The sequence below is a fragment of the Promineifilum sp. (SeqCode) genome (assembly GCF_041918635.1).
Classification (GTDB): Bacteria; Chloroflexota; Anaerolineae; order Promineifilales; family Promineifilaceae; genus Promineifilum.
In genome coordinates this window covers 1-12,349 of sequence record NZ_JAYRVJ010000198.1, presented here as the reverse complement: position 1 = coordinate 12,349, position 12,349 = coordinate 1, and the positions used below count along the sequence as shown (strand labels likewise).

The following is a 12,349-nucleotide window of genomic DNA, read 5'->3' as shown; positions in this document are numbered from 1 at the left end:
GGGAACCAGCAGTTCGGGCTTCTGGCCGTTCTCGCCGCCGGCCGGCGTGCGCAGGCGGATGATGAGCGCGTCTTCCTCCTGGCCGATGGTCACGTTGCGCCGTTCCGCGTCGGCCGAGATCGAGACGATCCGCGCCGGGCCTCGCTGCGCCGGATCAGCTGAGGCTACCATTGTCTGAATGGCGAACGCATTAAAGGCGCGACCCGCCTCCGAGAAGCCGGCGAAGGCCACCCCGGTCGTCAGCCACTCGCCCGGCCCGACATTCACGCCGCCGCCGTCCTGGAGCGTGGTCGGCCCCTCATCCCAGACGAGGGGCGGGACGGACGAGCCGCCCGCGTCCGCGAAGGGGGCGGCGCCATGGAAATCAAAGCGGGCGACAAAATCGGGACTATCGGCCAGTCCTGCGGCCAACGCCACGCTGTCCACCCGCCCGCTCCACTGCCGTTTACCCACCGCCTCATTGCCGACGACGAGCGGGAATGATGTGTCCCAATTGCTCAGGCGGACGCTGCGATTGAGGTAGCCGGTCAGTAGCGCTGCGCCCAGGGTGTAGAGAGCTAGCCCGGCCAGCAGGCGGAGTGGCGTCACCCGCTTCAGGGCGCGCCGCCAGCCCATCTCCCAGGCGCGGTACAGCCCCAGGCCGAGCGCTGCGCCGGCGGCGTTGGCGGCTACGTCGGCCACGGACGGGACGCGGTCGGGCAGGAAGAGTTGAGTGGCCTCCAGGGCGATGGAGAGGAGAATGCTGATTAGCAGAACGGCAGACCCTCTCCCTAACCCTCTCCCACGGGGAGAGGGGACGCCGATCCCCCGCCCTTCGGGAGGGGTTAGGGGAGGGGCTGCGACGGGCGAGGGGACGGAAGACAAGACGCCGGCCAGGCCAAAGCTGAAGGGCAGCCAGAGCAGAACGTTGAGCGGCACGTCGCGGATGGTGAGCGGCTGCCAGGTGATGCGCTCGAACGGGATGTGACCCGCCCAGGTGAAGTCGAACGGCGTCAGGCGGGTGTAGAGGATGAGCGCCAGCCCGGCCAGGCACAGGACAATAAACCGGCGGCCGGTCTGCTTAGGTACGCACATGGATGGGGGAAGTCAGCGGGCCGCGGCCCAGTCAAGCCCCAACTCGCGGGCGCGCTCGGTGTAGCGGGCGATGTGGCGGCGCGTCACCTCGCCCATGTCGTCGCCGCGCTGGTAGGCTTTGAACCAGTCCGTGATCTCGGTCAGCGCGTCAACCCAGGTGTAGACCGGCCGCCAGTTGAGCCAGTGGGCGGCCTTGTCCCAACTGAGGCGCAATTGGCCCGTCTCCACCTCGGCGTAGCCCGGCCGGGTGTGCACCCACGAGCCGCTGCCCCACAACTCGACCAGTTTCTCGGCCAGGTCGCGCGCCGGCACGCCCTTCTGCTCCAGCGGGCCGAAGTTCCACGGCTCGCCGAAGGTTGGCCCGTCGCGCAGCAGCCGCACGCCCAGCCACAGATAGCCGCTGAGCGGTTCCAGCACGTGCTGCCACGGCCGCACGCTGAGCGGGTTGCGCACGCCGATGGGGCGGCCGTCCATGAGCGCCTTCATGCAGTCGGGCACGAGCCGGTAGTCGGCGAAGTCGCCGCCGCCGATGACGTTGCCCGCCCGCGTCGAGGCGATAGCGACGCCGTGGCGATCGTACTCATCGGGCGGGAAGTAGGTGCTGCGGTAGGCGGCGATAGCCAGTTCGGCCATCGCCTTGCTGGCGCTGTAGGGGTCGTGGCCGCCGAGTTGATCCGTCTCGCGGTAGCCCCACAGCCACTCCTGATTCTCATAGACCTTGTCGGTCGTGATGCTGACCAGGGCGCGGACGTTGTCGTCGCCGCTTTCGCGGTGGGTCGTGCGGATAGCCTCCAGGACGTTGACCGTGCCGCCGGCGTTGGTGTCGATGGTCAGCTTGGGCAGTTCGACGGAGCGCAGGACGATGGGTTGCGCGGCCAGATGGAAGACGAGGCGCGGCCGGTGGGCGGCGATGGTCTCGCGCAGGGCGTCGTAGTCGCGGATGTCGCCGCGCACGTCGGTGGTGCGCTCGGCCAGCCGGGAGACGGCGAAGTTGCTCGGCCGCGTTGGCGCCTCCGGCTGGCTATAGCCGATGACCGTCGCGCCCAGTTCCAGCAGCCACGTGACTAGCCAGGAGCCTTTAAAACCGGTGTGGCCGGTGACGAGGACGGGGAGGCCGGTGTAGGCGCCATCAAATGGCAGGGGGGCGGGGGAGCGGGGGAGCGGGGGGGTAGGCATTAGAGCTCGATTCTCTGTACGCCGACGAATTCAGGGATTGGGCCTACCTCTTCATCCTCCAAGCAGAGTTCAATAGCTTCACGGATGTTATGCATCAACTCATCAAGAGTCCGGGCTTGACTGTAGCAAGCACGCAATTGTGGTACTTCGCCAATGTAGAACCCATCCTCATCCCGCTCGATCACCACGAAGAATTCTTGTCTGTTCATCTCGCGTTCTCCTCCTAGTAGATTATACTGGTTTCGCACAGCCTGTCAGGTCGCGCCAATTGCTCCTGAAGTTAATGCCCGCTCCTCCGCTCCCCCGCTCCCCTGCTCCCCTGCTCTGAGACAACTTGATCGTACACCGCCAACGTCTCCACCGCCGTCCGCTCCCACGTGAACTGCGCCGCCTGAAGCGGCCCCTGCCGGCGCAGGTCGGCGGCCAGGTCTTCCTGCATGACCAGGGCGATGATCGCTCCGGCCATGTGGCGCGGGTCGTCGGGGTCGATGGCGAAGCCGGCCGCGCCGACGATCTCCGGTAGCGAGCCGGCGTCGCTGGTCACTACCGGCGTGCCGCAGGCCATCGCCTCCAGCGGCGGCAGGCCGAAGCCCTCGTGCCGGCTGGGGAAGACGAACACTTCGGCGTTGCGATAGAGGAACGGCTTGTCCTCCTCATCAACGTAGCCGATCCAGCGCACGTAGCGGGCCAGCCCCGACCGCTCGATGACGGCGTCGTAGTCGGGGAAGGTGGGCGATGGGCCGGCCGGTTTGCGCCCGGCCAGCAGCAGTGGATACTCCTCTCCCAGGGCGCGGGCAACGTAGGTGTAGGCGTGGAGCAGAGTGATGACGTTCTTGTGCGCCTCGTAGCCGCCGAGGTAGAGTACGTAGAAGTCGGGCAGATCGTACTTGCGCCGGATCGCCATCTCCAGCAGGTTGGCGTCGCCAGATTGGCCGCGCCGGGGGGTGTATGGCGGGCCGACGCCCAGGTAGATGGCCGTCACATCCATCTCGGCCAGCCCCAGGTGTTCGACGATGTCGCGCTTGCTGGCCAGCGAGTCGGTGATGACGTGGTTCGCGCCGCGCGCGCTGGCGCTGACCAGGGCGTTATAGAGCCGGGCGCGGGGGTCGCGATGGTAGGCCGGCACGAGCAGCGTCGTCAGATCGTGGACGGTGACGACGAGCGGCACGGGCGAGCGCAGCGGCCCGCCCCAGTAGGGCACGTGGGCCAGCGTCGCCCCGACGCGCCGGCAGGCGGCCGGGAAGCCGCGCTGCTCGAACAGTACCTTGCCCACGTGGCCCGGCCCAGCTGGCACGCGTTCCACGCGCACGCTAGGCGGCGCCCCTTCCGGCTCCGGCCCGCCGGGCAGCTGGGGATAGATGAGCGTGATGTCCAGGTCGGATACCAGCCGGTTCAGGTGGTAGACGAGTTGGCGGGTATACTGGCCGCTGCCGGTGTGCGGCTGGTTCCAGAAGTAGGCGTTGAGGGCGAGGTGCATCGGGGTTTGATTATAGCACCATTACCGACCTGACAGGTTTTGGAAAACCTGTCAGGTCTGCCGACGTATGATATAGTTGCGGCGCGTATCGTCGGGAACGACATGGAAAAGCGAGAGAGACAGATCATTCCCGGTCTGAGCTACTTGTTGCTCTTGACCCTCCTGCTCGGCCTGGTCGGCGCGCTTCTGCACGACTTCAAGGGGGTGGGGTTCGCCGAGGTTGGGTCGCTGATCTGGGCCGGGGCCGTGCTGGTGACCTTTGTCCTGGGTACGGCCTACCTCTCGCGCCGGCTGCTGCCTATCCAGGGCAACCTCGGCTGGTCCGAGGGCTTCCGCCTGTTGTGGCGCAACTACATGCTCGGAATGACCAAGCTGGTCGCCGGACAGAAGCGGGACCCGATGGGGTCGAGCGTGCCCAAAAAGAAGAAAACGCCGACGTCCGACCTGCCGCTGAGTTTCGGCATCATCGGCGCGGGCTTCCTGTTCAGCCACCAGGCGGCGGCCATCACCCGCGGCGGCGGCTATTCGCGCGCCGCCGGCCCCGGCTTCGTCTTCCTCAACCCTGGCGAGTCCATCGGTCAGGTCTTCGATCTGCGCCCGCAGTCGCGCAAGCAGTCGGTCAGCGCCACCACGCGCGACGGCATTCCGGTCGAAACCAGTGTGTCCGTCACTTTTCAGGTGCGCCGCCTGTCGCCCCACGAACGGCGCCCCCGCTCGATCGAGACGGACGACATCCCCTACCGTTACGACCCCGACGCCCTCTTTGAGTTGCACTATGCCGGCGCGATGGAGGGCGAAGAGCGCCGGCTCTGGACAGAGCAGGTCATTTCCCAGGCGGCAACGCTGCTGATCGGCGAAATCGGCAAGTACACGCTCGACCAGTTGCTGGCCAGCGGCGGAGCGGAACCGCTCAAGGAGGTCAAGCAGGCCGTTAAACTCGGTCTGGAATCTCAGCAAGGGGACGAAACCCAGCAGACCTTGCCCCGAGGGATCGAGATCGTTGGCGTAGGCGTCGGCGGGCTGGAGTTGCCGGAACACGTCGCGCTGCAACGTCTCGCGACGTGGCAGGTGGAGTGGCAGAACAAGATAACGGAGGAGGAGGTCAGCGGCAATATCGAGGTCAAGCGGCTGGTCGATCAAGCGCGCGCCCGGGCACAGATGGAGAACGTCGAGAACCTGCTGATGAGCATCGAGACCATGCGCCACCAGAGCGAGGCCGAATTGCACGACTTGGTGATGAAGCGCCTGGTCGAGACTCTCGAAGCGATGACCGCCAGCCGTTCGTTGGGGCGGTCAGGCCCGCGCCTGGCCATCCTCGACCGCGCGGCCGAGACCTCCGGCGAAATGCGCCAGATCATGGAGCAGGACGAGGAGTAAGGGTATGACAGTCCCGACCCAGCCCCGCGCCGCCAGACGGCGCGTCCCCCGCCTGAAGTTCCCTGAATCGACGAACTGGCCGCTGCTCGTCCTCATCATCGTGCTCATCGGCTACTGGTTTTTTGCCCGTTCGCTGGAACGCATTGACGGTCGGGTGATCCTGGCGGCCGTCTTCCTGCCCGGCTTGCCGGTCAGCCAGATCGCGGAAACGTCCTTTTCGCCACTGATCACGCTGCTGGTTGAGCTGTTTCATCCTCTCGTCTTGCGTCACCTGATCCCGGTCTTGGTCGGGTGGTGGCTGGCCGTCGAGGCCGCGGTGAGCCTGGTGCAGGTGCTCTACGACTGCCCGGATCGCAAGACGGCGGCTGAGTTTCTGAAGCGCCAACGCCGCAACACAGTCGGCGCGACGGAACTGCCCTATGCCGTTTCGCCCAAGACGCTGGACGAGATGCGGCGAGAGTCGATGGTGGTGCGCGTAGGCGGGCCGATGCTGGTGACGCTGCCCGAAGGCCACGCCGCCGTGACTGAGCGCAACGGGCGCTTCCTGCGCGTGCTGCCGCCCGGTGGCAGCCGGCTGGAACGCTTCGAGTACGTCCAGTCGGTCATCGATCTGCGCACGCAGACGAGCAAGAAGGAGAACGTGGCGCTGCTGACGAAGGAGGGGATCGAGCTCAAGACTGACGTAGCCCTGACCTTTAAGCTCGATCACGGCGAGGAACCGGTCACCAAGTTGCGCCCCTACCCATTTCGCCCGGAGCTGGTAAAACGCGTCGCCTATGCGGGCACGGTAGGCCCCAACGGCAAGGCTTCCTCCTGGGAGGGTGGGCCGATCGGCAAGGTGGTGGGCACGCTGTCCGGGCTGGTGAGCGGCTATCCCCTGGACGAACTCATTTCGCCCGACTCCCCGGTCGAGGCGCATCGTCTGCTGGTGCAGAAGGTGACTGATGGGGTCTGGAGCGGGCTGGAGAAGGATGGTGTCAAGCCGCTGCGCATGCACATTGGCCGGCTGACACCGCCCAAGGCGGTCAGCCAGCAGCACTCGGCATACTGGACGGCCAAGCAGTTGCGGGCCGAGCAACTGACCCGCGTCAATGGAACCGTTCAACTGCTGCAAGAAGCCGAGACCGCCCGCGCCGACGCCGAATTGCTGATGATTCAGGCCATGGTGGAGGGCGTGCGGCGGGCGCAGCAGGAGGTGGGTGAAGACCTGTCCGGCTACTTGCTGGCCGTGCGCCTGCTGGAAGCGCTGCGCCAGATGTTCCAGTCGGCGACGGCGGGCCTGAAGAGCGCCGGGGGTGATGAGACCGTCCGCTTGGCGCTGGAAATGGAGGCGTTCTCCGAAAGACTCTCGGGGCTGGAAGATGATCTCAAGCGCCCCACCGTGCAGTTCAGACCGTCGCGGCCCGATTAGCGAGCGCTGCCCGAGCACAGGCGACTGATGGCTCCCCCTTCCTCTTCACCGCCCGTTGAGCCGCCGGCCATGCCAGCCTCGTCGCTGGCGGCCGCGCCCAAGCAGTTTCCGTCCCGCTTCGAGGCGCTCAACAGCCTGCACCACCTGCTACTGCTTCTCTACCCTGAACCGTGGTCGCTGGACATTATCACCTTCATGGATGTGCGCCGGCTCTACCGGCTGACCAAGCTGGGCGGCCCGGCGCTGACGGCTATCGAGCAGTCGCGCCGCATCCTGCGCGATCGCGCCGTGCACGATCAGATGGGCCTGGGCGAGTTCCACGTCGGTCTCATCTACATGGACTGGGATGGTTATCGGGCCGCGGCCGCGCCGTTCGCCGAGGCGCGCGCGCAGTGGTCGCTGGCCTCTGACACGGCCGCCGTCTGCCTGGCCCGCTTCGCCCAGGGCGTGGCGCTGTGCTATGCCGCGCAGTGGGAAGCGGCTATGCTGCATTTCGGTCACGTCGAGCATATTCTTGACCGGACGCCACGCGGATTGCGAACCGGGCGTTTCGTCAAGCTGTCGGATGTCCTACGCCCCCAACTCAAGCTCTTCCAGGAAGTGCTGCGCGACTATCTCTGGCCGCCGGACTCGATCGCCGATCAACCCGGTCGCTCGCCAGGCGATCAATCCGGTGCTCAGCCCGCGGAGCCACCCCCCAGCGAGCCTTCCCAGCCACAACTGGTTCCGCCACCCTTGGTAGCCAGACCCGAGGTGGCGCCGCCCGTGGTTGGTCCGGCGCGCGAAGCGGGGAACGGCGCGCCGACATCGCGCCCCGCCCAGCCCGCGCCCCCTCCCGACGACAGGAGCCACCCTTTTGTCCCCCCTCCACAGCCAGGCGAGCATTCGGGTCTAGACTTCCGGCCGCTCTCTAATCTGGCCAACGCCACCATCGAGCCGTCTCGCGCCCCCATACCCGGCCACGTGCCCGACGATCCGCGCTTTACCTGGTACGTCATCGTCGCCAGGTATGGCGATTTCCTGCGGAATCTGCCCACCGGCGCGTTCGTGCTGGCCGACGCCGTCATGGAGAAGCGCCAGGCAGCCCGGCGCGACTACGTCATCGTCAGCAGTGAGCAGCGCGGCTTGGGCAGCATCCTGGTGCAACCTTCCTCTTCGGCCAGCGCGCTGGGCCATTACTATCTGGGCTACCGTATCACCAACGCCGGCGACCTGATGGCGGCCAGGCTCTTTCTGAACGAATCCGGTCGGGCTGTGACCGCCGCCGACGTGCGCGTACTGGCGGTGGTGGAAGGCTTCTGGTATGGTCTGGAAGCGCTGTTCGCGGTTGACTGACGGAGGAGAGGCGACGCATGGCAAAATACGTGTTGGTGATTGGCGCGACGCTGCTGGACACCAAGGGCAAGCCCGTGGCCGGTCTCGCGCCGGGCATGTCGAACCCGGCCGAGATTCGCTCGACGCGCGGCGGCACGGCCCGCAACGTGGCCGAGAACCTGGCCCGGCTGGGCGCGGACGTGGTGCTCATCTCGGCCGTCGGCGACGACACGACCGGCCGCCAACTGATGATCCAGACGGCCGAGGCCGGCGTCAACCTCGACTACGTGGAGATCGTCCCCGGCTACAACACCGGCTCCTACATCGCCCTGCTCGAAACGGACGGGTTGCTGTCGGTGGCGCTCGACGACGTGCAGGTGATGCAAGCCATCGACGCTGCCTACCTGGGCCGCCGCCGCGCGCTCTTCCGCGACGCGGCGATGATCATGTTCGACGGTAGCCTGAGTGAGCCGGCCATGCAGATCGTCGTGCAACAGGCCAAGGAGTACGGCGTGCCACTGTGCGCCGATCCGTCGTCGGCCCGGTTGGCCTACAAGTTGCGTCCCTACCTGCCCGATCTGCACCTGCTGGTCCCCAATGAAGTCGAGGAGGCGGAACTGTGCGAGGTCGACTTCCAGGGACACGACCCGACCGCCAGCCTGGCGCTGGCCCGCCGCCTGGTGGACGCCGGGGTGACCAACGTCGTCGTCACCCTGTCCGACTATGGGTTGGACTACGCCACGACCGACGAGATGGGCTACATCCCGCCGACGCACACGCGCATGGTCGATAGCACCGGCACGGGCGACGCGGTGACCGCCGCCATCCTGTTCGGCATGCTCAACGACCTGCCGACCATTGAGGCCATCCGCCTGGGCGCCGCCGCCGCCGCCCTGACACTCCAATCTCCCGAGACCGTCGTGCCCGACCTGAGCCTGGATATGCTCTACGACCACCTGATCGTGTAGAGACGACCGCCGACCACGGACGACGGACGACAGACCACACCCAACGCCCCCTGACCCACTGACTACTGCTTACTGTTCACTGACCACCGACCACTGATTCACCATGAGCAACACCCTCGGCATCGTCCTCTGTTTCGCCTACATTTTCGCCATCATCGGCCTGGCCGAACTGCTGCGCCGCCGGCGCGGCTACGGCTCTGGCTTCACCCGCAAGGTCATCCACATCGGCGTGGGCATGATGAGCTGGTTCCTATCCTTTCTGTTCACGTCCCCCTGGCCGTTCGTCTTTGCCTGCGCCACGTTCATGGTCATTAACCTGATCGACTGGCGCTATGGCTTCCTGAGCGCCATGCAGAGCAGCAACCGCAGCAACCTGGGCACGGTCTACTTCCCGCTGGCGGCGGCCGTCGTCGCCCTCATCTTCTGGGATCGGCCGCCGCTGCTGGTGGCCGCGCTGATGCCGCTGACGTGGGGCGACGGCCTGGCCCCAGTCGTGGGGGCCGCCTATGGCCGCCGCGTCTACCACATCCACACCAGCATCCGCACGCTGGAAGGCTCGGCCGGCTTCTTTGTGGCCGGTTTCATCTTTACCTGGCTGGCGCTGTGGGTCATGCCCGGCCCGCCGGACATTACGCCGCTGGGGGCGCTGCTGCCGGCGCTGGCCATCATGCTCGTGACGACGCTCATCGAGGCTGTGTCCATCTGGGGGCTGGACAACCTGACGGTGACGGCGGCGGCGATCCTGATCCTTCAATTGTGGCCGTTCTGAGGTGGGCCTGGTAGGGGTAGACCGACGTGTCTGCCCGAGCATCAGGGCAGACACGCCGGTCTGCCCCTACCACCCTTCATCGCCAATAAGCGGCACAAAGGCGACCGGGGCCAGGCGTTCTTCGGTGTAATCATCTTCGGAAATGCGGGTCAGGAGGATGAGGTGCTGCTGGTGGCGGCTGCGGCCGACGGGCATGACCAGCCGGCCACCAGCGGCCAGCTGCGCCCGCAGCGACTCTGGCACCGACGGGCCGCCGGCGGCGACGATGATGCCGTCATAGGGAGCGTGCTCCGCCCAGCCCAGGGTGCCGTCGCCATGTTTCACCCACACGTTGTCGTAGCCCGCCTCGGCCAGCCGCTCGCGCGCGTAGCGGGCCAGCTCGCCGTGGCGCTCGACGGTGTAGACCTCGCGGACGATGCGGCTGAGGAGCGCCGCGGCGTAGCCGGAGCCTGCGCCGATCTCCAGCACGTGGTCGTCTGGGCCTAACGACAGGACAGCGATCATGTAGGCGACGACGAAAGGTTGGGAAATGGTCTGCCCGGCGGGGATGGGCAAGGGGGAGTCGTCGTAGGCGAACGGCCGGTAAGACTCCGGCACAAACAGTTCGCGGGGGACGGCGCGCATGGCGGCCAGGACGGCCTCGTTGCGGATGCCGCGCTCTTCGATTTGTTGCCTCACCATGCGCTCGCGCGCCTCAGTGTAGCGCTCGTCTGGGCCGACGTGCTCTGCGTCCATTCCTCAGTAATACCACACCGTTTGTCGTCAGGCGATTCATCGCCGTTCCTTTCAGGCAAGAGGAACACAGAGAGACACTGAGGGCGGACACAGAGTTTCACAGAGGAAGAACTGTCCTTTCTCTGTGGAACTCTGTGCGATCTCAGTGTCTCTCGGTGTTTCTCTTATCCGTTTTCTCTATCAGCGGAAAGAGCGGCGATGAATCGCCTGACTACGAACAAATTCGGTCTATAATCGCAGCATATACGAGTACGGGAAGGTCTTCATGGCTGGCCTGTTGTGGGAAGCCTTCAATATTCTGAAGGAAGTATTGAACCGGCTGATCAAACTGCCGGAGTTGTTACTGACGCTGATCGGCTTCCGGCCGACAAAGCGGCTGCGGCTGCGCGTCGTCGTCCTGCGCGACGAAAAGGGGCTGCCGTTGGCCCGCAACGAGGACGTGCTGCCCGCCTATGAGGAAGCGCGGCGCATCCTGAGCCGCATGGCCGGCGTGGCCGTAGAGCCGGCCGGCTGGCAGGTAGTCACCGCCCCCCACGGCGCGCCAAAAGCGGCGCTCGATGTACGCTGCACCGACGGCGCCTGGCGCGACGACCTGGGCGAGTGCGGCGCGTTCTTCCGCGACCTGATGGCCAAGACAACGGCCGGAACCCTGATCGGCTACGGCGCGCCCATCACCGTTTTCATCGTGCGCAGCATGTCTACCCACAACGGCTGTTCGCTCGGCGTGGCGACCGACTACGTGACCGTCGAGGCCAAGACGCTGAAGAGCACGCGCCGCCTGCTGGCCCACGAGGTGGGCCACGCCTGCGGCCTGTGGCACTCCAAGAACCCCGCCAACCTCATGACCCCCAAAGGGCCGGGCGAGGAGCTGGCCGGTTGGCAGGCGGCCATTCTGCGCACGTCGCGTCACGTGACGTTCTTTTAAGAGGAGCGGTCAGTATCCAGTGGACAGTTCGCAGACTGACCACCGGACACTGACCACTATCGAGGAACCCATGACCAACCACCACGGCGGTCAAAGCATGGTCGCGCCATTGCAAACGGTGCTGGTGCGGCGGCCGGATGAGGCATTTGGCGCGGCCGATCCCGCCCGCTGGCACTACACCGAACAGCCCTACCTGCCGTTGGCGCAGGAGGAGCACGACGCCTTCGTCAACACGCTACTCGGCCACGGCGTCGAGGTCATTTACCACGACGCGCCGTTGGCCGACCACGCCGACGCCATCTTCGTCCACGACCCGGCGCTGATCACCGACCGCGGCGCGGTCATCTTGCGGATGGGCAAGCCACTGCGCGAGGGCGAGGAGGAGGCGCTGGCCCTGTCGCTGCAACGGCTGGGCGTGCCCATCCATTACCGGCTGCGTGGCCCGGCCACGGCCGAAGGGGGCGACCTGCTCTGGCTGGACGAGCGGACGCTGTGCGTCGGCCTCGGCTTTCGCACCAACGCCGCCGGCTATGCCCAGTTGGATGAGGCGCTGGCGGGGTCGGGCGTCGAACTGGTTCCAGTGCAACTGCCCTACTTCGAGGGGCCGGAAGCGTGCCTGCACCTGATGTCGCTCATCAGCCTGGTCGACGTCGATCTGGCGGTGGTTTACCGGCCGCTGCTGCCCGTGCCCTTCTTCCAGTTGTTAGAGGCCCGCGGCGTCCGGCTCATTGACGTGCCGGATGAGGAGTTCGCCACGATGGGTACGAACGTGCTGGCCCTCGGCCCGCGCCGCTGCCTCATCCTCGATCATAACTTGCAGACTGCCCGGCAGCTAGAGGAAGCCGGTTGCACCGTATTGCGCTACCGGGGCGACGAGATGTCGTTGAAGGCCGAGGGCGGGCCAACCTGTCTGACGCGGCCGATTCTAAGAGGGTAATCCGCAGATTAGGCAGATTGGGCAGATTTGAAGAAAAGAGGCTCACGCAAAGCACGCTAAGCTCGCCAAGAACGCCAAGAAGAAAGAGGGATTTCTTGGCGTTCTTGACGTTCTTTGCGAACTTTGCATGAGCCTCTTTTTGGATACTGGAGATCATCATGCCAAGAATCAGAGAGCTTGGAATCT

12 protein-coding genes are annotated in these 12,349 nt (G+C 66.0%); 7 read left to right on the top strand and 5 right to left on the bottom strand.

Annotated features, from left to right (window positions below; translation table 11 throughout):
* The 4 genes from ACE3UY_RS06945 to ACE3UY_RS06930 all read right to left on the bottom strand — a co-directional run.
* On the bottom strand, positions 1 to 1,074 hold a 1,074-nt coding region (locus ACE3UY_RS06945), incomplete at its 3' end, for a VanZ family protein (protein WP_374686818.1).
* A 12-nt stretch (positions 1,075 to 1,086) separates the two neighbouring features.
* Positions 1,087 to 2,250: a CDP-glucose 4,6-dehydratase gene (rfbG, locus tag ACE3UY_RS06940; protein ID WP_374686817.1), complete on the bottom strand. Its 1,164-nt coding sequence runs from the start codon at positions 2,248 to 2,250 to the stop codon at positions 1,087 to 1,089.
* Positions 2,250 to 2,459 carry a type II toxin-antitoxin system HicB family antitoxin gene (locus tag ACE3UY_RS06935; protein WP_374686816.1) on the bottom strand — a complete coding sequence of 70 codons (210 nt, stop codon included), beginning with the start codon at positions 2,457 to 2,459 and terminating at the stop codon, positions 2,250 to 2,252. Before ACE3UY_RS06935 ends, rfbG begins: the two co-directional genes overlap by 1 nt.
* A gap of 71 nt (positions 2,460 to 2,530) precedes the next feature.
* Positions 2,531 to 3,727 (bottom strand): glycosyltransferase family 4 protein, encoded by a 1,197-nt coding sequence (locus ACE3UY_RS06930; RefSeq protein WP_374686815.1) that lies wholly within the window; start codon positions 3,725 to 3,727, stop codon positions 2,531 to 2,533.
* 102 nt (positions 3,728 to 3,829) lie between these two features.
* On the opposite strand from ACE3UY_RS06930, the gene ACE3UY_RS06925 reads away from it, so the two are divergent.
* From ACE3UY_RS06925 to ACE3UY_RS06905, 5 genes are all read left to right on the top strand, one after another.
* A complete protein-coding gene (locus ACE3UY_RS06925; protein WP_374686814.1) occupies positions 3,830 to 5,104 on the top strand; it encodes an SPFH domain-containing protein in 1,275 nt (424 codons plus the stop codon).
* Between the two features lie 4 nt (positions 5,105 to 5,108).
* Positions 5,109 to 6,515, top strand: a complete 1,407-nt coding sequence (locus ACE3UY_RS06920) for an SPFH domain-containing protein (protein WP_374686813.1) — start codon at positions 5,109 to 5,111, stop codon at positions 6,513 to 6,515.
* 27 nt (positions 6,516 to 6,542) lie between these two features.
* Positions 6,543 to 7,850, top strand: a complete 1,308-nt coding sequence (locus ACE3UY_RS06915) for a hypothetical protein (protein ID WP_374686812.1) — start codon at positions 6,543 to 6,545, stop codon at positions 7,848 to 7,850.
* A gap of 17 nt (positions 7,851 to 7,867) precedes the next feature.
* Positions 7,868 to 8,797 carry a carbohydrate kinase family protein gene (locus tag ACE3UY_RS06910; protein ID WP_374686811.1) on the top strand — a complete coding sequence of 310 codons (930 nt, stop codon included), beginning with the start codon at positions 7,868 to 7,870 and terminating at the stop codon, positions 8,795 to 8,797.
* Positions 8,798 to 8,900: 103 nt separating this feature from the next.
* Positions 8,901 to 9,566, top strand: a complete 666-nt coding sequence (locus tag ACE3UY_RS06905; RefSeq protein WP_374686810.1) for a diacylglycerol/polyprenol kinase family protein — start codon at positions 8,901 to 8,903, stop codon at positions 9,564 to 9,566.
* 66 nt (positions 9,567 to 9,632) lie between these two features.
* On the opposite strand, the gene ACE3UY_RS06900 is transcribed toward ACE3UY_RS06905, so the two are convergent.
* Complete coding sequence (locus ACE3UY_RS06900; RefSeq protein ID WP_374686809.1) at positions 9,633 to 10,301, bottom strand: protein-L-isoaspartate(D-aspartate) O-methyltransferase; 669 nt, start codon at positions 10,299 to 10,301, stop codon at positions 9,633 to 9,635.
* Between the two features lie 265 nt (positions 10,302 to 10,566).
* Between ACE3UY_RS06900 and ACE3UY_RS06895 the strand changes: the two genes are divergently transcribed.
* Together ACE3UY_RS06895 and ACE3UY_RS06890 are read left to right on the top strand one after the other, a co-directional pair.
* A complete protein-coding gene (locus tag ACE3UY_RS06895) occupies positions 10,567 to 11,226 on the top strand; it encodes a hypothetical protein (protein ID WP_374686808.1) in 660 nt (219 codons plus the stop codon).
* A gap of 19 nt (positions 11,227 to 11,245) precedes the next feature.
* Positions 11,246 to 12,163: a dimethylarginine dimethylaminohydrolase family protein gene (locus ACE3UY_RS06890; protein ID WP_374686807.1), complete on the top strand. Its 918-nt coding sequence runs from the start codon at positions 11,246 to 11,248 to the stop codon at positions 12,161 to 12,163.
* The last annotated feature ends 186 nt before the right edge of the window (positions 12,164 to 12,349 follow it).